At 57.3% G+C, this 22,319-nt stretch carries 22 protein-coding genes; 15 read left to right on the forward strand and 7 right to left on the reverse strand.

Annotation, left to right across the window (positions count from 1 at the left end; translation table 11 throughout):
* The 3 genes from AB8B75_RS06390 to AB8B75_RS06400 form a co-directional block, all read right to left on the reverse strand.
* Positions 1-642 (reverse strand): ABC transporter permease (locus AB8B75_RS06390; protein ID WP_405360753.1); only part of this gene is annotated, 642 nt, incomplete at its 3' end.
* A gap of 3 nt (positions 643-645) precedes the next feature.
* The gene (locus AB8B75_RS06395; RefSeq protein WP_405360755.1) at positions 646-1,992 is read right to left on the reverse strand and encodes a cyclase family protein; all 1,347 of its coding nucleotides are present in this window, start codon (positions 1,990-1,992) and stop codon (positions 646-648) included.
* Between the two features lie 19 nt (positions 1,993-2,011).
* A complete protein-coding gene (locus AB8B75_RS06400) occupies positions 2,012-3,136 on the reverse strand; it encodes a PotD/PotF family extracellular solute-binding protein (RefSeq protein ID WP_405360757.1) in 1,125 nt (374 codons plus the stop codon).
* A 469-nt stretch (positions 3,137-3,605) separates the two neighbouring features.
* Here AB8B75_RS06400 and AB8B75_RS06405 point away from each other — a divergent pair, with 469 nt between their 5' ends.
* Positions 3,606-3,959 carry a hypothetical protein gene (locus AB8B75_RS06405; RefSeq protein ID WP_405360759.1) on the forward strand — a complete coding sequence of 118 codons (354 nt, stop codon included), beginning with the start codon at positions 3,606-3,608 and terminating at the stop codon, positions 3,957-3,959.
* A gap of 66 nt (positions 3,960-4,025) precedes the next feature.
* Here AB8B75_RS06405 and AB8B75_RS06410 read toward each other — a convergent pair whose 3' ends face one another.
* Positions 4,026-4,595: a TlpA disulfide reductase family protein gene (locus AB8B75_RS06410; protein WP_405360761.1), complete on the reverse strand. Its 570-nt coding sequence runs from the start codon at positions 4,593-4,595 to the stop codon at positions 4,026-4,028.
* Between the two features lie 24 nt (positions 4,596-4,619).
* On the opposite strand from AB8B75_RS06410, the gene argH reads away from it, so the two are divergent.
* The 5 genes from argH (at position 4,620) to AB8B75_RS06435 (ending at position 11,618) form a co-directional block, all read left to right on the forward strand.
* Positions 4,620-6,032, forward strand: a complete 1,413-nt coding sequence (gene argH, locus AB8B75_RS06415) for an argininosuccinate lyase (protein ID WP_405360763.1) — start codon at positions 4,620-4,622, stop codon at positions 6,030-6,032.
* A 344-nt stretch (positions 6,033-6,376) separates the two neighbouring features.
* Entirely contained in the window at positions 6,377-6,694 is a 318-nt protein-coding gene (locus AB8B75_RS06420; protein ID WP_405360765.1) for a DUF2834 domain-containing protein, read from the forward strand.
* A 213-nt stretch (positions 6,695-6,907) separates the two neighbouring features.
* Positions 6,908-7,576 (forward strand): VPLPA-CTERM sorting domain-containing protein, encoded by a 669-nt coding sequence (locus tag AB8B75_RS06425; protein ID WP_405360767.1) that lies wholly within the window; start codon positions 6,908-6,910, stop codon positions 7,574-7,576.
* Positions 7,577-7,706: 130 nt separating this feature from the next.
* Positions 7,707-8,972: a diaminopimelate decarboxylase gene (gene lysA, locus AB8B75_RS06430; RefSeq protein WP_405360769.1), complete on the forward strand. Its 1,266-nt coding sequence runs from the start codon at positions 7,707-7,709 to the stop codon at positions 8,970-8,972.
* 39 nt (positions 8,973-9,011) lie between these two features.
* On the forward strand, positions 9,012-11,618 hold the full coding sequence (locus AB8B75_RS06435; RefSeq protein ID WP_405360771.1) for a TIGR02302 family protein: 2,607 nt from the start codon (positions 9,012-9,014) through the stop codon (positions 11,616-11,618).
* A gap of 5 nt (positions 11,619-11,623) precedes the next feature.
* Here the strand turns inward: AB8B75_RS06435 and AB8B75_RS06440 are convergent, their stop codons facing one another.
* A complete protein-coding gene (locus AB8B75_RS06440) occupies positions 11,624-12,493 on the reverse strand; it encodes a zinc-ribbon domain-containing protein (protein ID WP_405360773.1) in 870 nt (289 codons plus the stop codon).
* A gap of 165 nt (positions 12,494-12,658) precedes the next feature.
* Between AB8B75_RS06440 and AB8B75_RS06445 the strand changes: the two genes are divergently transcribed.
* The 3 genes from AB8B75_RS06445 to AB8B75_RS06455 are packed head-to-tail and all read left to right on the forward strand — an operon-like array spanning position 12,659 to position 14,969.
* On the forward strand, positions 12,659-13,336 hold the full coding sequence (locus AB8B75_RS06445) for a cell division ATP-binding protein FtsE (protein ID WP_405360775.1): 678 nt from the start codon (positions 12,659-12,661) through the stop codon (positions 13,334-13,336).
* On the forward strand, positions 13,333-14,238 hold the full coding sequence (locus tag AB8B75_RS06450) for a cell division protein FtsX (RefSeq protein ID WP_405360777.1): 906 nt from the start codon (positions 13,333-13,335) through the stop codon (positions 14,236-14,238). The genes AB8B75_RS06445 and AB8B75_RS06450 overlap by 4 nt, the downstream gene beginning before the upstream one ends.
* A complete protein-coding gene (locus AB8B75_RS06455; RefSeq protein ID WP_405360779.1) occupies positions 14,238-14,969 on the forward strand; it encodes a lysophospholipid acyltransferase family protein in 732 nt (243 codons plus the stop codon). Before AB8B75_RS06450 ends, AB8B75_RS06455 begins: the two co-directional genes overlap by 1 nt.
* 168 nt (positions 14,970-15,137) lie before the next feature.
* Here the strand turns inward: AB8B75_RS06455 and AB8B75_RS06460 are convergent, their stop codons facing one another.
* Positions 15,138-16,535 (reverse strand): hypothetical protein, encoded by a 1,398-nt coding sequence (locus tag AB8B75_RS06460; RefSeq protein ID WP_405360781.1) that lies wholly within the window; start codon positions 16,533-16,535, stop codon positions 15,138-15,140.
* A 231-nt stretch (positions 16,536-16,766) separates the two neighbouring features.
* Between AB8B75_RS06460 and AB8B75_RS06465 the strand changes: the two genes are divergently transcribed.
* Positions 16,767-18,395: a SulP family inorganic anion transporter gene (locus AB8B75_RS06465; RefSeq protein WP_405360783.1), complete on the forward strand. Its 1,629-nt coding sequence runs from the start codon at positions 16,767-16,769 to the stop codon at positions 18,393-18,395.
* Between the two features lie 114 nt (positions 18,396-18,509).
* Here the strand turns inward: AB8B75_RS06465 and AB8B75_RS06470 are convergent, their stop codons facing one another.
* The gene (locus AB8B75_RS06470; protein ID WP_405360785.1) at positions 18,510-19,121 is read right to left on the reverse strand and encodes a flavin reductase family protein; all 612 of its coding nucleotides are present in this window, start codon (positions 19,119-19,121) and stop codon (positions 18,510-18,512) included.
* Positions 19,122-19,208: 87 nt separating this feature from the next.
* Between AB8B75_RS06470 and AB8B75_RS06475 the strand changes: the two genes are divergently transcribed.
* The 5 genes from AB8B75_RS06475 (at position 19,209) to AB8B75_RS06495 (ending at position 22,291) form a co-directional block, all read left to right on the forward strand.
* Entirely contained in the window at positions 19,209-19,715 is a 507-nt protein-coding gene (locus AB8B75_RS06475; protein ID WP_405360787.1) for a GNAT family N-acetyltransferase, read from the forward strand.
* Positions 19,716-19,760: 45 nt separating this feature from the next.
* Positions 19,761-20,522, forward strand: a complete 762-nt coding sequence (locus tag AB8B75_RS06480; protein WP_405360789.1) for an EcsC family protein — start codon at positions 19,761-19,763, stop codon at positions 20,520-20,522.
* A gap of 164 nt (positions 20,523-20,686) precedes the next feature.
* The gene (locus tag AB8B75_RS06485; RefSeq protein WP_405360791.1) at positions 20,687-21,157 is read left to right on the forward strand and encodes an NUDIX hydrolase; all 471 of its coding nucleotides are present in this window, start codon (positions 20,687-20,689) and stop codon (positions 21,155-21,157) included.
* Positions 21,158-21,221: 64 nt separating this feature from the next.
* Positions 21,222-21,647, forward strand: coding sequence for a DUF1178 family protein (locus AB8B75_RS06490; protein ID WP_405360793.1), 426 nt, complete (start codon positions 21,222-21,224; stop codon positions 21,645-21,647).
* 5 nt (positions 21,648-21,652) lie between these two features.
* Positions 21,653-22,291, forward strand: a complete 639-nt coding sequence (locus AB8B75_RS06495; protein ID WP_405360795.1) for an SDR family NAD(P)-dependent oxidoreductase — start codon at positions 21,653-21,655, stop codon at positions 22,289-22,291.
* Positions 22,292-22,319: the final 28 nt, after the last annotated feature.

A 22,319-nucleotide genomic window follows, 5' to 3' on the forward strand; every position in this document is an offset into this window, starting at 1 on the left:
GCAGATGATAAACGTGAGGGTAATCCCGACCAGCCAACCTTGCCGGGCCAGCGGAAAGATTACGTCGCGAAACACCGCCCAAGGACCTGCCCCGAGGCTGACGGAGGCTTCGATCAAGCGCCGGTCAATGGCTGTCAGCGCGCCGAACAGCGTGAGCGTCGTCAGCATGGTTCCAAAGAGCGACAGCCCGAAAACGGAGGCCGTCATGGTGTAGAGGATGCCAAGCGAAACCGGCGCCCCCCAGAGACCTGACAGCGCCCAGCTCAGCACACCGTTGTCAGACAGAACCAGTTGCCATGAAAATGCGCGGATCGTGAAGCTGGTCCAGAAAGGGGCCAGCAAGACGAGCAGTGCCAGGTAACGCCAGCGTGCGGCGACGCAGAACGCGACGAAGAAGGCAAGCGGCCAGGCCACAAGCGCCGATACTCCCGTTGCCATGACCGCCAGCTGGAGGCTCCGCCAGAGTGCGTCAGCCTGATGCGCCTGCTCGAAGAATGCGAGGTAGTTGCCAAGGCCGGCCCCCTCTGGCGTGATCAGACTGAGCCGAACCATATTGGCAAAGGGCAGCAGGAAGAATGCCGCTGTCAGAATTACGGCGGGCAGCACAGTTGGCCAAGGGTTTCGCAATGGCGCAAGGGCCATAGTCTACCACTCCAACGCGATAACGCGCATAGGCGCGCCGTCGATGCATGTCATTTTGAGCGGAATGGCAGCCAGAAATGGATCGCGCCGGGTGATCTCTCCCAGGTCCCGGAGATCTTCAATAAAGGGCACGCCTTGCCCGAGGATCGCATGGTGGGTCACGAATTCGTGGTTGTAGACATGTCGCCCGGGCATTTCACGGGCTACGTGGTCTTGCGGAAAGTCGAGGCAAATGGCGTCCGGCTTTCGGGAGACCAGCCATTCCGCCGCCGGTACCTCGATATTGGGAGCGTGCGTGTGCCACCTCGTTGACCCATAACCCAGCCGGTTGGTCAGATCGCTTCGCAGGATGATGCGGCTGCCCGGGGGCGGATCCCCGGCGCGTTCCTTGATCAATTCAAGCGTAATCGGGGTTGACAGTGGCAGATCCGACAGGTCCACAATCCAGGCAGGTCCCAGAAACAGACCTAGCCCCTGCTGCGGCAGATCCTGGATCGTCGGTCCGTCGCGTTCCATATGGCGGGGAGCGTCACAATGCGTGTAACCGTGACCGGTCTGGATGAACTCGGTTTGGTCCTCAAAGGGGTGTTGGGTGATGCTGCGCCAAATCTCCAGCCGCCAGCGCCAGTGGTTCTGGTAGGGAGTGGAAACATCGTGAATTTCCGGCTTGTCCGAAGGCCAGTCCAGCATTGCCACCGGGCGCGATGGTGCCGTGGTCAAACCTTCCCCGCGCAAAGGCAGGGCGAAGAGAAAGACTTCATCTGGCAGGGTTTCCAGCCCTGTCAGGTTCTCCGTCACAACCAAGCCCATGGCATGGGCGCGCTGACGAAAGGCCTCATTTGGATTGAGGATGCCGCCGGTTCTGTCAGTCCGGCGTGCCGGGATCGGATCGCAGGAGACATCCACGCAGACATGGCGCGCGCCGCGCTCATGTAGCATCTCAGCGATCGCCGGGATCAGGGCAGGCGTATCGGTCCAGTATTCGCGCCGCCGTAACGGCGTCTGATCCGCATGGCCCGTGCGTAGGATGACAAGTCCGCGCAGCTCGCGCTTCCCGATCGCGTCAGTCAGGGCGCCGGCGTTGACCTGTCCGGAAGTGGCGGCTTTTGACAGGTCGATTACCGTCGCCACTCCCGCAAAGAGGTCAATCGGAAGATCGTCGAGCGTGGGTTGGTTCGCGATGTGCCAACCCGGCGCCGAGGCATAGGTAAAGCCCCGTCCACTCCATCGCAGGCCAAACTCCTGAAACTCGTCACCCTCTGAATAAGTCTGCGAGACCAAGGGAAAACTGTCCCACGCCCAATGCGGCTCCATAGTCTGCGAAAGGTCGATCAGGTCATACTGTCCCATATGTTGCTGGTACTTTCGTTCAAGTATTCTTGAACGCCTCCCACGCGTTGAGCCAATCGCCCCGGTTGGCGGGATCCTTGCGCGGCGAAAGGTTGGCCATGAATACCTCGTCGAATTTGTCGATGTCGCTCAGGTTCAACAGCGCTCGTTTGTCATTTGGCAATTTCAACGCAGCGTTCTTGTTGGGAACCATGCTGTAATATGTCTTGGCAACAGCCAGTTTTGCCTGGAAATCCGGTCCAGTGACATGTTGCACGAACTTGGCTGCATTGTCCTTGTTGGGCGTTGTCGCGGATACACAGACCGCCTGATCCCAAGTCACGCCACCCTGTTCCGGCACCAGTGCCTTGAAAGGCAGACCGTCGTCGAACATGCCCGCCTGCACCCATTCGCCGGCAATGGCCAGATCGTAAGAGCCACCAGCCATTGCCTGGATGACTTGGCTTGTGTTGCCAACCAGCCCGACCTGCGGGCGCAGTCTTGTGAGCGTGTCTGTCAATGCACCAAATGCTGCCGTGTCTAGATCGTAGGGCAGTGGGTTGCCGTTGTACTTGGACATGCAGCCCATGTTGGGCAGGAACCAGTCAAACAGCGCCACGCGACCTTTGACGGCAGGATCGAATAATATGTCGTAGGACGATACATCGGCCTCGGAGAACTTGTCGTGGTTGTAGGTGATCCCATAATAGCCGAAACGGTTCACGATGGCGTAGAGTTTGCCATCCTTCCACACCGGGGGCCATTCCGCGATCAGCTTGAAATAGTCATCCAGCGGGAAGGAATCCGGATCGAGTTCTGCGAGAATTCCATCCTCGATTGCCTTGGGGATATAGGCGCTCGTTGGAGTGATCACATCAAAGGTGCCAGGCTCTGACGATTGCATGAGCGCGATCATTTCTTCATCCGACCCGTCATGAATCTTGAGGTTGACGGCAATGCCCGTGCTTTCGGTGAAGGCGTCAAGCATGCCGGGTTCTTCATAGCCTCCGAAAGCCAATACATTCACAGTGCCCGCAGCCCTGGCTGGGGTCGCAACAAAGGGCGCTGCTAGCGATACTGCGCCAAATGCTCCCGCGCGTGTAAGAATGGAGCGCCTGGTGATCGAGCCAGTCATGCGAAACGGCTTTTCCTTAGGTTTGGTCATTGAAGTTCTCCCATTGGATAGGCTGCTCATGCAGCAGTCATTTTTCTTTAGGAGAGAGCGCAAAGCCTTTTTTGTCAACTGTCAACAAATTTTCCTTCGAAAGCCATGCGACGCTCAACCTGGGTTCGTTCGCGGCACAGTTTTTCATCAATTTAGGTCTGGATTGCGCTGTAGCGAGCCAAGTTGGCGCCATAGGTAAATGACAAACGTCCATGAAGCTGATGGGAAAACGCGCAGTTCAGGCGGTGTGAGCTGGCTTGGTTTTTTTGAAAGTGTTGGGGTCGTTTTTGAATTGGATTTCCCACTTGATTACGGGTTCGCAACAGTTCGCGCACCTTGGCAACGCGGACAAAGACTGTGCTCGACTGGGCCAATTGCGCAACTTGAGCTTGCTTCAGGCATCGAAGATGCCCACCACAGTTCCAACAATCGACTTTGGCCTTAAATAGCTAAGCCAGTACGAAGGCGCATGAAGCTCCCTTTAAAACGTCCTTTCCAAGTGGCTTTCAGTTCTGCAAGGCTTGGCGGCCGGAATACTAAAAATGGAAAACCGATCACTCCATTTTCCATTCGCGATGCTTTGTTTGCGAAGCACAACAAACACTTGGTGGCGCAAGAAACACCGCAATGTCAGGCGCGCCTTAACGGATTACTCTGTGTTCGCAAGCGCCCAAATGCACCCGCATTCAAACAACCTTCAAAGGTGTTCAACTTGATCCCGAAGAAAGGCAATATTCGAAACTATTTTGGTTGTGTGCTTTTCGGACGCCAGACCGAAGAGCAAATCCTTTGCATGGGGCAACAAAGCAAAAGGAAAACTTAAGTTCCAGCAAACTCTATTTTCCCGGACGGACGACTACGTTGTCTTAGTGTCAGCAAGCCCGCCACTCTATTCGATGAGAACGGCCTTGATAATTGCTTTTGCGCTGTCGCTTGACCAATCGGCATCACCGCGCAGGCGCGCAATTTCACGGCCTTCTGGATCGATCAAAACTGTAATAGGTAGGCCAAAAATCCCCATTTGGCTTGCCAGCGTCTGTTTGGGATCCTGGTGGCGGGGCAAATTCGAAATACCAGTTTCTTCGAAAAACTTTTTGATGCCCGCTGGTGAGTTGCGACCAGTCGCGATGGTTACGACTTCGAAGTCATCTCCGCCCAATTCAGCCTGAAGTTCGGACAATTGCGGCATTTCTTTGCGGCACGGCGCGCACCATGTGGCCCAGAAATTCAAGAGTATGTATTTGCCCTCGTAGGCTTCGAGAGACTGTTTGCCGCCATCATCCGCGAGGTCGAAATTAGCCTTGGAAACCGCTTCGGGTACTTCGTGAACCACCAGCTTTTTCATGTCGCCTGTGCGCAAAAGCGCGGCTTCCGCCAAATCTGCCCGTGCGCCGTTCGGAGCCATGATTGCGCCTGCGCCAAGGGCCGTATAAACGAGCGCTGCAACTATTCTTTTCATTTCCCCTCCGAAGGGTTCAAGACGATGACTGATACGCTCGGCTCCAAATCCACCAATGCCTCCAACCAGATGTGGGGCGGTCGTTTTTCTGCCGGTCCGGATGCGATCATGGAGGCGATCAACGCCTCGAGTGGCTTCGACAAACGTATGGCAGCACAAGACATAGCTGGGTCGCGCGCGCACGCCGCGATGCTGGGAGCAACCGGCATTCTGAAACCTAGCGACGTTGATGCCATTCGGGAAGGCCTCCTCACAGTCTTGTCAGAAATTGATGCGGGGACGTTTCAATTCTCTGCGGCTCTTGAAGACATACACATGAATGTTGAAGCGCGGCTAAAAGAGATCATCGGCGCGCCTGCCGGTCGTCTGCACACGGGTCGCAGCCGGAACGACCAAGTTGCCACGGACTTCAAACTCTGGGTGCGCGATCAATTGGATGCCACTGAAAGTGGTTTGTTGGTGCTTATCCGCGCTTTGCTGGATCAGGCCGATGCAGGCGCGGATTGGGTCATGCCGGGCTTCACCCATTTACAGACGGCCCAGCCCGTCACTTGGGGGCATCATATGATGGCCTATGTCGAGATGTTTGGCCGTGATCTGAGCCGGGTCAGAGATGCGCGTGTGCGTATGAACACATCGCCTTTGGGTGCTGCGGCTCTGGCAGGTACATCCTTCCCGATCGACCGTCACATGACGGCGCAGGCCCTTGGATTTGATGCGCCTGCTGCCAATTCGCTCGATGCCGTCAGTGACCGGGACTTCGCGCTAGAGTTTTTGGGCGCTGCAAGTATTTGCGCAATGCACCTTAGCCGGTTTGCAGAGGAGCTAGTGATCTGGTCGTCCGCACAGTTTCGATTTGTCACGTTGAGTGACCGGTTTTCCACCGGCTCGTCAATCATGCCACAGAAAAAGAACCCCGATGCTGCTGAATTGGTCCGGGCCAAAGTGGGGCGGATCTTTGGCGCGAATACGGCGCTGATGATGGTGATGAAAGGGCTGCCGCTGGCCTATTCCAAAGACATGCAGGAAGACAAGGAGCAGGTCTTTGATGCAGCCGACAATCTGATGCTGGCTCTGGCGGCGATGTCTGGGATGGTGGCAGATATGACTGCAAACCGCGACAGTCTGGCTGCGGCTGCGGGGTCCGGGTTTTCCACCGCTACCGATCTCGCAGATTGGCTGGTGCGTGTCTTAGGGCTGCCATTCCGGGATGCACATCACATCACGGGCAGTCTGGTTGCTTTGGCCGAAAGCAAGAATTGTGATCTGCCGGACCTTTCTTTGGATGACATGCAGTCCGTGCACGCAGCGATTACATCAGAGGTTTTTGATTTTTTGGGGGTGGAAAATTCCGTGCATAGTCGTACCTCTTATGGAGGAACAGCGCCTTCTCAGGTGCGCGCCCAAATCCTGCGATGGAAGGAATTGATCGGATGAAGCGGCTGGCAGCGATACTCCTTTGTACCTCTTTGTGCGCTTGCGGCGTGGATGGAGAGCCGGTGAGGCCAACCCTAAACGGCGGTGTGACGATAAATCAAAACGGCATTTATCCAAGCGCGTCCGTTGGTGTGGGCAAGGGGCCCCTGTCCATATGGTTGGGTCTTTGATCCGGTTTGTTATGTTGCTTGTGAGCGGGTGCCTTCTGGCCGCCTGTACGGGGACATCGCCAAAATCCATGCAGGTTTCGTCGCCAGATCAGCGTCAGACGTCACAACCTGAACCCGCCAGCGGCGTAAGCGTATCTGGATACGCAACCTTCGGCTACGTGAAGGGGAACTGAGATGAAACATTTGTCGCTTGTTTGGTTGGCTCTTGCGGTTTGGGGGGCCATTCACCCGATGAGTTACTTTCTTGGGTGGTTCAACGAGAATGGCTATGACCTGATGGCAATGGTCGATGCATGGCATGTCAATGCTGCAACCAGCGGTCTGGTTTGGGATCTCACAATCGCTGCGGTGGCGTTAACGATTTGGGTGCTTGCCGAATCAATTGGTAACCGCAGGTGGTGGGGACTTGTAGCCATTCCAGCAACTTTTTGCATTGGCGTGAGCTGCGGGCTTCCGCTGTATTTGTACCTTAGGTCTTCAGCCGACCGATGATTACTCTTTAAAATGGAATTTTTCTCGTAATACGATTGCCGGGCGGATTATTTCGAGAAAAATCTTAAGGTTAACGCAGCAATCATATCGCTTTTTGCTGTGCGCGATCCAATTTCGTGTTAGTTTCCGACGGGGGTAAGACGGGCCACCGTCACATGTTTGCGCTGTTCTTTGTTCAAGTTGGAGCGGTGCGTTTAGTAAAGGGTACAACTAATGACTAAAATTCTCAAAGTGGCTGCGGTATCGATATTTGCGATGACGGCAGCACAGGCAGCAACGGCTGCAACTCTAACTTTTGATTTCGACGACTTGACTGCCAACGAAGCTCTCACAAGCATCACCGTTGGTTCATCTGTTTTCGACATCACTTCCTCTGTTAACGAAGCGATCCTGTTCGACACTCAGGACAGCTCAACCAGCGATCACAGGCGCGACCGTGACATCATTCCCGCCGCACAAGGCGAAAACGGTGTCGCGGGGAATGTTCTGATTATCCGCGAAAATGGCAATAACCCATTGGCCAACGATCGCGCGCGCGGGGGCACAATCACCTTCACGCTGGCGAGCGGACCTGAACTTGCGTTGGTTGGAGCATCAGGGATCGATGATGACACATGGAATTTCGCAAACTCCATCAGCGGTTCCATGGGCAGCTTGACCCTTACGGGCGAAAGCGAAACTGGCAAAGTGACATTCGATCCCACATTCCTGACCGTTGGAAGCTTCTTTACAATTAACTACGAAGGCTCCGGTGCGATTGACTCGTTGGTGTTCGAAGATGGCCTGACACCTGTACCAGTTCCGGCGGCTCTGCCTCTAATGCTGGTCGGTCTTGGTGGTTTCGGTCTGGTTGCACGCCGCCGTAAAGCGCGCACTGCCTGATCATCTGATTTAACGTTCGGGAAAGGGTGGCTTTGGCCGCCCTTTTTCTTGCCCGCTCGGCACAGCGACCGCGATTGCGTTAGCCTCTGCTTCTGCTATGACCCACCAGCGATTGTTCAAAGGCAGAGATATGGATCACTTTATTTACCGTGACGGTGCACTCCACGCAGAAGATGTGCCCGTTGCAGACATCGCCGAGGCCGTCGGAACGCCATTCTATGTCTACTCAACGGCCACGCTGCTGCGCCATTTTCACCTTTTTGATGAAGCCCTTGAAGGCTTGGATCACCTGGTTTGCTATGCGATGAAAGCTGCCAGCAATCAGGCCATCCTGAAAACACTGGCGAACGCCGGGGCTGGCATGGATGTGGTATCGGGTGGCGAGTATCTGCGCGCGAAGGCGGCAGGTGTTCCGGGTGACAAAATTGTCTTTTCCGGGGTCGGAAAAACGCAGGCCGAAATACAATTGGCGCTAGAGGGCGGAATTCGCCAATTCAACGTTGAATCTGAACCGGAAATGGAAGTTCTGAATGCCACGGCGATGGCGATGGGAAAAACGGCACCCATCACGATACGCGTAAACCCCGATGTGGATGCCAAAACCCACGCCAAGATCGCCACAGGAAAATCCGAAAACAAGTTTGGTATTCCGATTTCGCGCGCACGCGACGTCTATAGACTGGCGGCTTCGATGCAAGGGTTGGATGTGATCGGCATCGACGTCCATATTGGAAGCCAACTGACAGACCTTGCACCTTACGAATTGGCCTATCAAAAAGTCGCTGAACTTACGGCTCAGTTGCGTGAAGATGGTCACAATATCAGACGTCTCGACCTGGGTGGCGGTCTGGGCATTCCCTATGCGCGCGATAACCAAGCCCCACCCCTGCCTTCGGACTACGGTGCCTTGGTCAAACGCACATTGGGTCATCTGGGTTGCGAGATCGAGATCGAGCCGGGCCGATTGATTGCCGGGAACGCCGGTATCATGGTCTCAGAAGTGATCTATGTGAAATCCGGCGAAGATCGTGATTTTCTGATCATCGACGGGGCCATGAACGATCTCATTCGCCCAGCCATGTACGAAGCCTACCACGACATCATACCAGTTCGCGAACCCGCCGCCGGTGTTGCACAGGTAAAGTTCGACGTGGTTGGGCCAGTGTGCGAATCTGGCGATACGTTTGCCAAGCAACGTGAGATGCCGCCCGTAGGGGCAGGTGATCTTGTCGCCTTCCGGTCAGCGGGTGCATATGGCGCAGTTATGAGCAGCGAATACAACTCGCGCCCGCTTATTCCGGAGGTTTTGGTGAATAAGGATCAATTTGCGGTTATTCGCCGACGTCCGACCTTTGACGAAATGATAAATCGAGATACACTTCCAGTATGGCTGTGACCGTCTTTTGCGGTTGTCGTCGCGGAACGGAGAAAAACGATGGCCTCATTTTCCCGACATGACGTGAAACGCATCTTTTATGCAGTACGCTGGCCATTGCGACTCACCTATGTCGGGATGCTGGCGGAAGCGTTGGTCCAAAGCCTCTGGCCCTTGATGTCTGTGTGCCTGTTTGTCTTGGCGGCTTTGATGCTGGGACTGCAAGACATGGTCACCGTTGAGGTGGTTTGGGGGATTGCAGTTGTTGCGGCACTGAGCGGACTTGCCGCCTTAGGCTACGCTTTCATCACATTTCGTTTGCCGACGCGCGATCAGGCTGTAGCCCGCCTTGATGCCAGTTTACCGGGGCGGCCGCTGCAGGCATTGGCTGATACCCAAACAATTGGTGTGGACGACGAAGCCTCCGCGACAGTCTGGCGGGCGCATCAAGCCCGGATGGCGCAGCGAGCGGCTATGGCGGAACCTGTTCCAGCCGATTTGCGCGTTTCTGCCCAGGACCCTTACGCGCTGCGGTATCTGGCGGTGCTAGTTTTTGGTATCGCGCTCCTTTTCGGATCGATTTGGCGCGTGGGTTCCGTTGGGGATATGACACCCGGCGGCGGCGGGCTAGCGTCTGGTCCGGTCTGGGAAGGTTGGGCGGAAAGCCCGCGTTATACCGGCAAGCCCACGATTTATCTGAATGACATTCCAGAGGGCCTGCTCAAGGTTCCGACAGGCAGTCTCATCACTCTGCGTCTTTATGGCGAGGTGGGCGCGCTGACCCTCTCGGAAACTGTTTCGGGTCGTACGGACGTGCCCCCTGCTTCTGATCCGGCACAGGATTTCACAGTCGTCCAAGACGGGACGGTCGAAATCAATGGCCCTGGCGGTCGCATTTGGCAGATTGAGATAATCCCGGACACACCGCCGCATGTCGCCGTACTGGAAGACCCATCTGCATCCGCCATGGGTGAAATGACACTGCCGTTCGAGGCGCGAGATGATTACGGCGTCGAAGCAGGCGAGGCTCGGTTTACCCTTGATCTAGCGTCTGTCGAGCGGCGCTATGGCTTGACGATAGATCCGGAAAATCGACCCGATCTGATAGTGCCCTTGCCAACCCCTATTGCAGGGGATCGCCAAGCCTTTGAGGAAAACCTGATTGAGGATTTTTCAGAACACCCTTGGGCAAATCTACCCGTTTTGGTGCATCTTTCCGTGCTTGACGGCGCAGAACAGGAGTTTGAAACGGACCCGCGTGCAATGGTATTGCCCGGTCGGCGCTTTTTCGATCCGGTCGCGGCGGCTGTGATTGAGCAACGACGTGATCTCCTATGGTCTCGTGCCAACAACCGTCGGATCAGCCAGATTTTACGCGCCACAGCCCATTTGCCCGAGGACCTGTTTCGCAACCAGACTGACGCCTTGCGTTTGCGCAAAGTGATCCGCCAATTGGAAACCTTTGCTACTTACGGCTTGAGCGATGAGATGCAAGAAGACCTCAGCCAAGAGATGTGGGATCTAGCGATCATCCTCGAAGAGGGAGATCTCGCGGATGCGGCAGAACGGATGCAACGCGCGCAGGAACGTTTGAACGAAGCGATCAAAAACGGTGCGTCGGACGAAGAGATCGCCGAATTGATGCGCGAATTGCGTCGCGCCACGGAAGACTATCTGCAGCAATTGTCGCGTCAGGCACAGCGTCAGCAAAACGAAAACAACGAAAACCAATCCGGCAACAACGATAATGCAATGCAGATGACCCAGGACGATCTGCAACGCATGATGGATCGGATTCAGGAGTTGATGGAGCAAGGCCGCATGGCTGAAGCGCAACAGGCGCTTCAAGAACTTCAGGAAATGATGGAGAACATGCGCGTCACCCAAAGCCAGCAAGGCCAGGGTGGGCAAAGCCCAGGCGAGCAAGCGATGGAAGGGCTGTCAGAAACCTTGCGCGAGCAACAAGGCCTGTCGGATCAGGCGTTCCGTGACTTGCAAGAACAGTTCAATCCCGACGCGCAAGCCGGTGAGAACGAAGGCAACGAGGGACGCAACGGCGGGCAGGGACGCGGACAAAGCCATGAGGGCCAGCAAGGTCAGGGCCAGGGAAATGGCGATCAACAGGGCGCTCAGAGCGGCGACCCATCTCAGGGTGAAGAAGGCAGTGACCCGCGAGGCTCTATAGCGGATCGCCAACAGGCCCTGCGCGATGAGTTGCAACGCCAGCAAGGCAACCTGCCGGGTGCCGGAACGCCCGAAGGCGAGGCGGCGCGAGACGCGCTGGATCGCGCAGGGCGCGCGATGGACGGAGCCGAAGAGGCTCTGCGCGAAAACGATCTGGCGGAAGCCATCGACAACCAAGGTCAGGCCATGGAAGCCCTGCGAGAGGGAATGCGCGCCTTGGGTGAGATGATGGCAGAAGAGGAAGGCAATCAACAGCCGGGGCAAGGAAACCAGCCTTCGGATCGCCGAGCAGAAAACCGCGATCCTCTCGGCCGCGAGTCCGGGAATTCCGGTACGAACGGGGATAACAGTCCGCTGGCGCTGAACGACGACGCTTACGGTCGCGCACGTGAGTTACTGGATGAAATCAGACGCCGCTCGGGCGAAACAGCTCGTCCGGAGGAAGAGAGGGACTATCTAAGACGTCTGCTGGATCGCTTTTGAGTGCGTTAACTGCTGCCGGATGAGGCAGCTGGTTCTAACCACGTCAGCAGGCCCTCAAACTGCCCATCGAGCCAGGCGCGCCACCCATCTACCATCTCGACATAGGCTGTAATCCCGGGTTCGGCCTGAGGCAAGGCGTTCGCGATTTCCGGCGCCAGGATGTAAATCAAAGTCAGAAGCGCCGCTAGGATAACCATTACGAAAAAGCCACGCCCAAAACTCTGACGCTCGCGGGCTTCAAATTGGGCTGTTTGGCCCGGATCATCTTCAGGTGAACGGTCTTCATTTGAACGTAGGGTGGAATTTATTTCTTCGATGTCTGGCAAAGGCGTGCCGACTGTTTCGGACGTTGCCGTTGAAGCGGGCGCCGTCTTCTCAGGCGCAGATCGGGCGTCATCTTCCAACATACGCGTTATGCGTTGGCCCGCCTCACGTGCCCTGTTTCTTGTATCGACCGTCTCTTCTGTGTCGTTCAGCCCGAGATCCGGCTGCGTCTCAACCGGGCCGGTTTCTTGATTCTGGCGTGCACGTACTTCGAATTCCGCCTCTTCTTGCAAAACACTGACAATAGCTGGGTCCAGCGACTTTCTAGCCGGTACCGGAGGCACATCTTCGACTGTTGCCAGTGCGTCTTTCTCAGCTTCCTGATCTGCTGGTTCAGGCGGCGCGTCTTGGATAATGTTTCTCGGTGCTGTGACCTCTGTAGGCTCTTCTACTACTGGCGCCGTCGGCGAGCTTTGTTCGGCGTCGCCTTCAGGGTGCGCCTGAAACCAAGTCTCCGAGCAGTTCGAACACTGCACATCACGCCCTTCAGGCGGCATTACGTCATCGGGCACGTCATATTGCGCGCCGCAATTCGGACATATTAAGCGCATTTTGAATTCTGCTCCACGGATAGCCCACTTCAGATCTTTTTGAAGCATCATATTGGCATGAAAGTCCTGCGAAAAGTGTTATCTATCAACAAAGCTAACAAGTGATGCATTGAAACCAGACCAACAGTGGGGCAAAACAACCCAACCATAAACGCGGGGGCCTTTGTGATAGAGCTGGAAAATGTGGCTTACAGCTATGGCGATGGCGCGCTTTTATCTGAAATATCGATGAAACTGGCGCCGGGGTCATTTTACTTTTTGACCGGCCCTTCTGGCGCTGGAAAGACCACATTTCTCAAACTGTGCTACGGCGCTTTGCTGCCGACTTCTGGCCAGATCACGTTTTTTGGCGAAGATTTGAGCAATCTGCAACGGGATGATATTGCGATGTTGCGACGCCGGACTGGTGTAGTTCACCAGGACTGCCGTTTTCTTGATCATCTCACGGTATCTGAAAACATTGCGTTGCCGCTGAGTGTTTCCGGGCGTCAAGACGAGGCTGAAGGCGGCGATTTGACGGAATTAATGGCCTGGGTCGGATTGACAGATCGCGCGGATGCTTTGCCACCGGAATTGTCCGGCGGGGAGCGCCAACGCGCCGCCTTGGCCCGCGCCGTTATCATGTCGCCAGAAATAGTGCTCGCCGATGAACCAACTGGCAACGTCGATTGGGAAATGTCACAGCGGTTGCTCCGGTTGCTTGTTGAACTGAACAAAATGGGCAAAACCGTTTTGATCGCGACACATGATCTGAGCCTGATCCGAGCCGCGAAAAGCCAGATACAGGCGCGCGTTCTCAGGATTGCAAATCGCCGGGTTCAGCTCGCGGGCGCGGATTTATGACAACGTCATTGCTTGGCATGTTGAACTTTGTGTTTGGTGACAGCCAGAGCGATCAAGTGGTGCCACCGTCCGGATTTACAGCGCAGTTGACCCTCTTTTCCGCCGGCGCCATGGCCTTTCTGGCGATTTTTGCCATGGCCCTGTCACTGGCTTCCGGCCGGCTGGCCGCGCGCTGGGGAGATGAATTGGCACGCTCATCAACAATCCGGATCGTGGCCCCCCAGGAACAGCGCGCGGCACAAACAGAGGCAGCCCTGGGCATTCTGGAAACAACAGCGGGGGTCGCCTTCGCCCGTGCCCTTGACAGCTCGGAACAGCAGGCATTACTGGCCCCATGGTTTGGCCCGGAACTGGATTTGACTACGTTGCCGGTCCCACAATTGATTGAAGTCATAGAAGAAAACAGCGGTTTCGATGCTGCCGGGTTGCGATTGCGCCTAGCTGCGGAAGTTCCCGGCGCTGTATTCGATGATCACACGCAATGGCGCGCGCCTCTGGTTCAGGCGGCGTCGCGATTGCGCCTGCTGGGGTGGGGTTCTGCCATACTGCTGGGGGTGACTATGGCGGCTATGGTTACGCTGGCGGCCAACGTAGCACTAGCTGCCAATGCGCAGATCATTGCCGTCTTGCGGCTTGTGGGTGCGACGGATCATTTCATCGCCTGGGCCTTTGTGCGCCGCTTTACGTTGCGGACCTTGAGCGGCGCCGTGGTGGGCACTGCCGTCGGCATGGGTGCGATACTATTGTTGCCGGCGGCATCGGAAAAAGGCGGCTTTCTCACCGGGCTTGGCTTTCAGGGCTGGCACTGGGCTTTGCCTTTGCTGATACCCTTGCTGGCCGCCGTGGTTGCCTTTGCCGCAACGGGCGCTGCTGCAAACCGCGCTCTTAAAAGGCTCGCCTGATGCTCCAATATGTTCGCTCCGCCCTTTTCATCGTACAGATGTACGTCGCGATGCCGATCATCGGGCTCGGATTTGCGCCCTGGGCCATGTTCAGCCGCAAAGGGGCCTATGCTGCCTGCAAAACCTATTCCCGCTATGTCTTCTGGACGGCGGGCTGGATGGTCGGAATGCGATGCGAAGTGCGCGGCACGCCGCCCTCGGGCGAAGCCTTGATTGCGGCCAAGCACCAGTCCTTTCTCGATATCATGATGATTTTCACGGCACTGCCTGCTGCGAAATTTATCATGAAAAAAGAGATACTTATGACGCCCGTCATCGGGCAATACGCCAAGCGCCTCGGCTGCGTCGCGGTGGATCGCGGCAAACGGGGTGCTGCGATTGACAAGATGGTGTCGGACGTGAACGCGGGTCGTGCCGCGCCCGGGCAACTGATCATCTATTCGCAGGGAACGCGCGTCGCGCCGGGCGCCAAAATGCCCTATAAAGTCGGCACGGCGATCCTCTATGAGCAGCTGGGGCAGCCTTGCGTGCCGGTGGCCACCAACGTGGGTGTGCTGTGGCCCAAGCGGGGGATGCTGCGCAAACCGGGCGTGGCGGTTGTCGAATTTCTGCCAGTGATCGAACCGGGGCTGGACCGCGCGACTTTCATGGCGTCGCTGGAAACGACGGTGGAAAAAACCTCCAACGACCTGATGCGGGAGGCAGGCTTCACCGGAAATGAAAACGGATAATCGGATGAGTTCACTTGCTTGCCATCCGCGAAAAGCGGTGTGAGGCAGCGGCCGGTTTGTCGCCCTATTTCGAGTGCCACGGGGCGGGGATTTTCGGGGAAATCCGATGTATGATTCGCGTGCACACCCTGTGCACAGAGTGTGCACCGATTTTGCGCGGGCCAAATTTCAGTCCCGCCGGATGATCCCGGTGATCGCTGCTGCGCCCAAGGCCGTGACGAGCCAGCCTGCGAGAGTAAAGAGCCACTGCGACCACCAGAGGTGATAGCCCCAAAACCCGCGCGTGTTTGACGGTGCCCATGCGGTGGTCTGGCTGATGTCGACAATGGGAATGACCAGATCGGCGGCATAAGCAAAAGAGTTGAAGCTTTCCCAATCCTGCCCTTGCGCGCCTTTGGCCACCCAAAGTGCTGCAGGATTGGCGGGCGGATCAAGGGCAGCGAAGTCCTGCCATTCGGCGGACAGGAGAATCGGGTCGGAGTTGGGCGCAAATGATCCTTCCTCCCAGGCCATGAAACCGATGGCCGTGGCGGTGAGCCAGAGCACGGCAAGTGTGATCACGCTGCGCTGCGGGTAATACCCGTATCCGACAACCCACGCCAAGAGGTAGTACCAGAGGATGGTGAGATAGTTTTTTTGGGTGATGATGATCCCGTCTGCGGGGTCACCGTTGTTCAAAACCCAAGTGGTTTCGAAGCGGTCGCGGTAAAGCAACTTTTCGCGCTCGGCCAGCACCGCGCTCGCGTCACTGTTATGGCCCATCTCGCGCAGCACTTTGGCAAGCTGGGTGTAGGGCTGGGGGAAGAACTCTCCCGCCCATGTGTCGCCTTTGGCCAACCATTTCAGGCGCGGTGCCGCATCGGTTGGCGCAGCAGAAATGCGGTCGTAGGTGAAACCATCAAGGACGAGTCTGCCCGCGTCGGGCCAGGAGGCGAGATCATCGACCAGATCCCCCACATGGGCGCTGGAGAGATGGAGTATTCCTTTGGGCAGAGAGGCATTGCGCCAGATTAAACCCTCTCTGATCTCGGCCTTTTGCAGGCTCAACGCGAATCCATTCGTTGCTGAGAAAGTCGCCCCTGTGCAGTCAAGCTGCCCGCCAATCCGTGCGCTGGAGAGTCTGATTTCACCCGTGGCGGTGCTGTTGCGCAGGAAGACGCTTCCGGTGACATTGATGCCTTGAGCGTTGAGGGCGGGCAGGGCGCTGCCATCCAGCGATAGCGCGTCGAATTTGGTTTGCAGGGCTCTAATAGGTTTGGCGAACTGGCAGTGGGATAGGCCCGTGGCTTTGCGGGCGGTTTCAAAACTGAGGTCAAGCGCTCTGGAGATATAGGCGCCTATGAGGTTAACCCCCCAACCATTGGCGGGGAAGTCCTTGCAGCCGCCGAGGATGAGGTAGCGCAGGAGGTTGGCGCGGATGTGGCGCTCGGGAGTGTTGGCGTTTGGCAGATTGCCGTCTTCCAAGATGCAGCCGTCGCCGGATTTGCAGTGATCCAGTAGTTTTTGCTCGGCCGTGGTCAAGGAGCGCAGTTGGTCGATGTCGACGTAAGTGCGGATGAGGGGCAAGGCGCGGCTCCGGGGAGGGATCCGCCGACCCTTGCGCGCCGGGGCGCTGAAATCAACCACAGAGTGCTCAATCGCGGGGCGCCGGGTTTGGGATTTAACAGATTGTTAGGGATGTGCCCCTAGGCACGGCGCCATCAGGGTTTCCATTTCGCGCGAAAGCGTCTAGGGACCGTAAAATTCGGGTCTGGCCGTGGCCGATCCGACGTATGACCCGACATCAGGATAAGAGACATGGTGCGAACAACGTTCCGCAGCTTCACTAAAAACCTTGCAATGACTGATTTGCGCTGGATGCCCGATGAGGGGTTTTCCGTGGCGCGGGTGCGCATCGAACTTTTGTCCGGGCTGACCGTGGCGCTGGCACTGGTGCCCGAGGCGGTGGCTTTTGCCTTTGTGGCCGGGGTGAACCCGCTGGTGGGGCTTTATGCGGCGTTTATTGTCGGGTTGATCACCGCCCTGATCGGGGGCCGACCGGGCATGATTTCCGGGGCCACGGGGGCTTTGGCCGTGGTGATGGTGGCGCTGGTGGCGCAGCATGGGGTTGAGTATCTTTTTGCCACGGTGGTGTTGATGGGGCTGTTGCAGATGTTTGCGGGCATCATGCAGTGGGGCAAGTTTATCCGGCTGGTGCCGCATCCGGTGATGTTGGGCTTTGTGAACGGGTTGGCGATCGTGATTTTCCTGGCGCAGATGAGCCAGTTCAAAGTGCCGGGCACGATTGTGAACACCGGGCATGGCATGTCGGGCGGCGAATGGCTGTCGGGGCAGCCGTTGTTCTTGATGCTGGCGCTGGTGGCGGCGACCATGGCGATCATCTGGGTGATGCCGCGGATTACGCGCGCGGTGCCCGCGCCTTTGGCGGGGATCGGGATTGTGGCCGCGGTGGTGATCGGTTTCGGGCTGGATGTGCCGCGTGTGGGCGATCTGGCGTCGATCCAGGGCGGGTTTCCGACCCTGCATATTCCGATGGTGCCGTTGAATTGGGACACGTTTCAGATCATCCTGCCCTATGCGGTCATTCTGGCGGCCATCGGGTTGATCGAGAGCCTGCTGACGCTGAACCTTGTGGGCGATATGACCAACAAGCGGGGCGGGGCGTCGCAGGAGTGTATCGCGCAGGGCGTGGCCAATACGGTGACCGGATTTTTCGGCGGTATGGGCGGTTGTGCGATGATCGGCCAGTCGATGATCAACGTCAAATCCGGCGGTCGGACGCGGGTGGCCGGCATTGCGGCGGCGGTGTTCTTGTTGCTGTTCATTCTGGTGGGCTCGTCGATCATTGAGCTTATTCCGCTGGCGGCGCTGGTGGGTGTGATGTTCATGGTGGTGATCGGGACATTTGCCTGGAACAGTCTGACGATCTTGCGCAAGGTGCCGTTGACGGATGCTTTTGTGATCCTGCTGGTGACGGCTGTCACGGTCTACGAAGACCTTGCCGTTGCGGTGGTTGTCGGTGTGATTGTCAGTGCGCTGGCCTATGCCTGGAACAATGCACGCCGTATCTATTCCAAGACCTATACGACGCCGGAAGGGGCGCGGGTGTACCAGATCCAGGGGCCGTTGTTTTTTGGGTCTTCGGAGGGATTTTCCGAGCTCTTTGATGTGCGTGGCGACCCGTCGGAAGTGATTGTCGATTTTGCCGACAGTCGGGTGGTGGATCAGTCTGCGCTGCAGGCGATTGAAGCGGTTGCGGGCAAATACGAAGATGTAGGCAAGCGGTTGCAGCTGCGCCATTTGAGCCCGGATTGTCACCGTTTGCTGACCAAGGCAGGCCATTTGATGGTCGATAGTGACGATGACCCTGAATATGAATTGGCCGTCAATTATCAGGTGCGCACGGGTATTCTGGGCGGCCATTGACCGCGAGCGGCGCTGTTGGCCAGAGGCCAAGACGCCCCGCCCGCCGTCCCATTGCGAGGACAGATCCAGAGGTTCTTGGCGCGGCGGGGTTTCCGTTGTCAGGTCTTGCGCGGATCATGTTCTGTCGTCAGGGCGTTCCAACTCGAAAAGCTCTGTCACCTGGGCATAATCGCGGTAACCCAACCGGCTGAGTGGTTGGAACGTGCGCACGTCAAACCGCCCGTCGACCAGCGCGTCATCGCGCAGATGCACGCCGACGACTTCGCCAAAGACAACGTGATTGCTTTGGCCTTTGGCGGCGATAATCTGCGTCATTCGGCATTCCAGAGACGCCGGGGCGTCGGCCACACGGGCGCAGTCGATTTCATTGCAGGCCGCTGACGTGATGCCCGCAGCGGCAAATTCATCGCTATCCTTGGGCAGCCCTGCCGAAGAGGCGTTCATCGCATCGCGCATGGCATAGGCCACGATGTTGACGCAAAACACGCCGGTTTCGCGAATGTTGGCCACCGAATCTTTGGTGTTATCCTGATCGCCTTTGGCGCCGGTGGAGGCGAACATCACCTGCGGCGGCGTGTAGGCTATGGCGTTGAAAAACGAATAGGGTGCCAGATTGTTGCGACCTTGGGCATCACGCGTGGAAATCCAACCAATGGGTCTTGGCGTGACAACGGCGTTGAAGGGGTTATGGGGCAGGCCGTGGCCTTCCTGGGGGCGATAGAACATTTTGGAACTCCTGATCGTTTGCAGCTCCTGTAACGCATGTGCTAGGGGCGGGCCACCTGAAACCAAAGCCGGGGCCGCGCAGTCGCCGTGTACCATTTGAACCCAGAAACTCTGCGGGATGTGCATGAGGTCGAAGCGCTCTTTGATCTGTGTTTCGCGCCGGGACGTGTGGCCTTGTCGTCTTACCGGTTAAGGGATGATGTCCCGTCTGTTGCACCGCTCAACCATGTGGCGCGCGACGGTGACGGGATTCTGGCCGGCGCGGTGCGGTTCTGGCCTGTGCGGGTGGGATCGGAGCAGGCCCTGCTCCTGGGGCCGATTGCCGTTCATCCAACGCGCCAGGGCGAGGGGTTGGCGGGCGAGTTGATCCAGCACGCCCTTGGCCGGGCGGTTGAGCTGGATTGGGCCAGGGTCATGCTGGTCGGCGATGCCCCTTACTATGCGCGGTTCGGGTTCGAAAAGCTCGACGGTGTGATCATGCCACCTCCAACGAATCCAGACCGGATTCTGGGCCGTGCACTTAAACCAGATGCCTGGTCAGGGATCCGTGGCGATGTCACCCGCTGGCACATGTCGCAAGCTGCGCCCGATTGAAATGCGCGGCCTGCCTGCCCATTTTGAAGGGGAAGGGACAGAATAATGGATGATATTTCGCAGATTGTGGTGGTTGATGTGGACGCTGAGCTGGATGCGTTGGCGCAGCGGTACAAGCGGGCAGGGGGTGGCGCAGTTGAGCTTTTGAACCTTGTTGGCGGGCACGCGGAGGGCCTATTGGACCGGCTGCCGACTGCTGCGCAATCCGGTCTGCAGGAAGCAACGCGGCGCGCGTTGGAACAGGCCATGAAGGCCGCCGGGTCCAGTCGCGATTTCATCCCCGACCAGAAACGCTGGGTGAACACTGCCGTGGGCACCGCCATGGGGGCGGTGGGGGGTGCGGGTGGATTGCCCACTGCGCTGGCAGAATTACCGGTGACGACCACCTTGCTGCTGCGCCTGATCCAGGGGGTGGCGGTCGAGCATGGGTTTGATCCCAACGCCGAGAGTGTCCGGTTCGATTGCATCGAGGTTTTTGCCTCTGCGGGGCCTTTGGCAGAGGATGATGGCGCGGATCTGGGGTTTTTGTCCGCGCGCGTCACGCTGACAGGTGCAGCCTTGCAGGGGTTGATTGCGCGTGTGGCGCCGCGGCTGGCGACCGTTTTGGGACAAAAGCTGGCGGCCCAAACCGTGCCGATTCTGGGCACGGTTGCGGGCGCGGCCGCCAATTATGCCTATACAAATTATTATCAGGAAATGGCACATGTGCACTTTGGCTTGCGCAAGCTGGCCATCGACGCGGATGTTCCAATAGAAAGACTGGCATCCCAATTGCGCGTCAAAATGCAAGGGCGACCTGTGAGTTGACCGCGCCTGAGTTTGTAAACAACACGGGTCCTGCCACAATATCCTGTGGCAAGGGGCGTTTTGCGGGCCATAAATTGTTGGAAAACACGTCGAAATGAGCCATATTTTGTTCAAGGTTCAAAATGATCTTTCTGGTCTCTTCTACATTTGGTGCGGTCCATTCCATGATTAAACAGTTGCCGATATCACTTGCAGGTGCAGGAAAACGGGACGTGCGGACCCAATTCGCGGCGCTGTGTTACCGGATCAAAAAGAAGAAAGTTCAGATCTTGCTGATCACCTCGCGCGGGACGCGGCGGTGGATCGTGCCCAAGGGATGGCCGATGGATGCCCGCACGCCGGCGGCCTCCGCCATGCAGGAAGCTTGGGAAGAAGCCGGGGTCCGTGGCACAACGAATGGCCGATGTCTGGGGATCTATTCTTTCAGCAAGGATACCGAAGGCTTGGGTGCCTTGCCCTGTCTGGCGATGGTTTATGCGGTGCAGGTGGAGACCTTGGCGGACGAATATCCTGAAGCCGGGCAAAGAATGCGCCAATGGATGTCGCGCAAAAAAGCAGCGCGTTTGGTCGAAGAGCCTGAATTAGCACGTATTTTGCGTGATTTCGACCCGCGCGAAGATGCGGGAACGGCTTGACGATGGGAAAGATGCAGGCCATTTGATAAACAAATGGTAACGGCTTTAGGGTACTCTGCTTAACATGATTCAATTTTCGCTCAAATGTGACGAAGAGCATGTTTTTGACAGCTGGTTTCAGTCTGCTTCCGCTTTTGACGCACTGAAAGCAGCGGGACATCTGTTCTGTACGGTTTGCGGCAGCAATGATGTGAGCAAAGCGATCATGGCACCCCGCGTATCGACGCAGGCTGAAGCGGCCCCAGAAAAGCCCTTGCAAACGGCGCAGTCAGATCAGGAAAAGGCCTTGACCAAAATGCGTCGCGAAGTGGAGAAAAACGCGGATTACGTCGGCCCGCGTTTTGCTGAAGAGGCGCGTTCCATGTATCTTGGGACCACGCCGGAGCGTGCGATCTATGGGGAAGCCAATGGCGCGGAGGCAAAGGCGCTGATTGACGATGGTGTTCCTGTGATGCCTTTGCCCTTTTTACCCAACCGAAAAGCGAACTAGACCTCATGACAGTTGTAATTACCGGAACCAGTCGCGGGATTGGCGCTGGCCTTGTGGCCGCATACATGGCGCGCGGCGCGGATGTGATCGGCACAACGCGACAGGGGCCGCATCGGCTCGATGTGACCGACCCGGCAAGCCATGCGGCCTTTGCCCACGGTTTGGACGGGCGCGCGGTGGACTTGCTCGTGTGCAACGCCGGCGTATATCTCGACAAGGGTCAGGGGTTGGAAGAGGGCTTCCCGGTGGCGCAGTGGGCGGACAGTTTTGCCACCAATGTAACGGGCGTGTTTTTATCCGTGCAATCGCTGTTGCCGAACCTCAGGGCCGCAAAAGCTGCAAAAATTGCCATCATCTCCTCGCAAATGGCGTCGTCCGAACGGGCACCGGGGGGCAGTTACATCTACCGCGCATCAAAGGCGGCGGCGCTCAATCTGGGACGCAACCTGGCCTCTGACCTCAAGGTTCAGGGCATTGCCGTGGGTATTTATCATCCGGGCTGGGTGCAAACGGACATGGGCGGGTCTGCGGCAGACATTGGCGTCGATGAAGCCGTTGCCGGGCTGGTCGCGCGGTTTGACGCGTTGAATATGTCGACCACGGGTGTTTTTGAGACTTGGGATGCGCGCGCGCACAGCTTTTGAACGGCGCATGTTTTAGCCCAAAGGAGGC

This window comes from Roseobacter sp. (assembly GCF_045106495.1).
Taxonomy (GTDB): Bacteria; Pseudomonadota; Alphaproteobacteria; order Rhodobacterales; family Rhodobacteraceae; genus Roseobacter.

Bases quoted from the DNA above. Each gene is read 5' to 3' on its own strand.
- AB8B75_RS06395 (WP_405360755.1), bottom strand. From the start codon at position 1,992: ATGGGACAGTATGACCTGATCGACCTTTCGCAGACTATGGAGCCGCAT.
- AB8B75_RS06400 (WP_405360757.1), bottom strand. From the start codon at position 3,136: ATGACCAAACCTAAGGAAAAGCCGTTTCGCATGACTGGCTCGATCACC.
- AB8B75_RS06405 (WP_405360759.1), top strand. From the start codon at position 3,606: ATGAAGCTCCCTTTAAAACGTCCTTTCCAAGTGGCTTTCAGTTCTGCA.
- AB8B75_RS06410 (WP_405360761.1), bottom strand. From the start codon at position 4,595: ATGAAAAGAATAGTTGCAGCGCTCGTTTATACGGCCCTTGGCGCAGGC.
- argH (WP_405360763.1), top strand. From the start codon at position 4,620: ATGACTGATACGCTCGGCTCCAAATCCACCAATGCCTCCAACCAGATG.
- AB8B75_RS06420 (WP_405360765.1), top strand. From the start codon at position 6,377: ATGAAACATTTGTCGCTTGTTTGGTTGGCTCTTGCGGTTTGGGGGGCC.
- AB8B75_RS06425 (WP_405360767.1), top strand. From the start codon at position 6,908: ATGACTAAAATTCTCAAAGTGGCTGCGGTATCGATATTTGCGATGACG.
- lysA (WP_405360769.1), top strand. From the start codon at position 7,707: ATGGATCACTTTATTTACCGTGACGGTGCACTCCACGCAGAAGATGTG.
- AB8B75_RS06435 (WP_405360771.1), top strand. From the start codon at position 9,012: ATGGCCTCATTTTCCCGACATGACGTGAAACGCATCTTTTATGCAGTA.
- AB8B75_RS06440 (WP_405360773.1), bottom strand. From the start codon at position 12,493: ATGCGCTTAATATGTCCGAATTGCGGCGCGCAATATGACGTGCCCGAT.
- AB8B75_RS06450 (WP_405360777.1), top strand. From the start codon at position 13,333: ATGACAACGTCATTGCTTGGCATGTTGAACTTTGTGTTTGGTGACAGC.
- AB8B75_RS06455 (WP_405360779.1), top strand. From the start codon at position 14,238: ATGCTCCAATATGTTCGCTCCGCCCTTTTCATCGTACAGATGTACGTC.
- AB8B75_RS06465 (WP_405360783.1), top strand. From the start codon at position 16,767: ATGGTGCGAACAACGTTCCGCAGCTTCACTAAAAACCTTGCAATGACT.
- AB8B75_RS06470 (WP_405360785.1), bottom strand. From the start codon at position 19,121: ATGTTCTATCGCCCCCAGGAAGGCCACGGCCTGCCCCATAACCCCTTC.
- AB8B75_RS06480 (WP_405360789.1), top strand. From the start codon at position 19,761: ATGGATGATATTTCGCAGATTGTGGTGGTTGATGTGGACGCTGAGCTG.
- AB8B75_RS06485 (WP_405360791.1), top strand. From the start codon at position 20,687: ATGATTAAACAGTTGCCGATATCACTTGCAGGTGCAGGAAAACGGGAC.
- AB8B75_RS06490 (WP_405360793.1), top strand. From the start codon at position 21,222: ATGATTCAATTTTCGCTCAAATGTGACGAAGAGCATGTTTTTGACAGC.
- AB8B75_RS06495 (WP_405360795.1), top strand. From the start codon at position 21,653: ATGACAGTTGTAATTACCGGAACCAGTCGCGGGATTGGCGCTGGCCTT.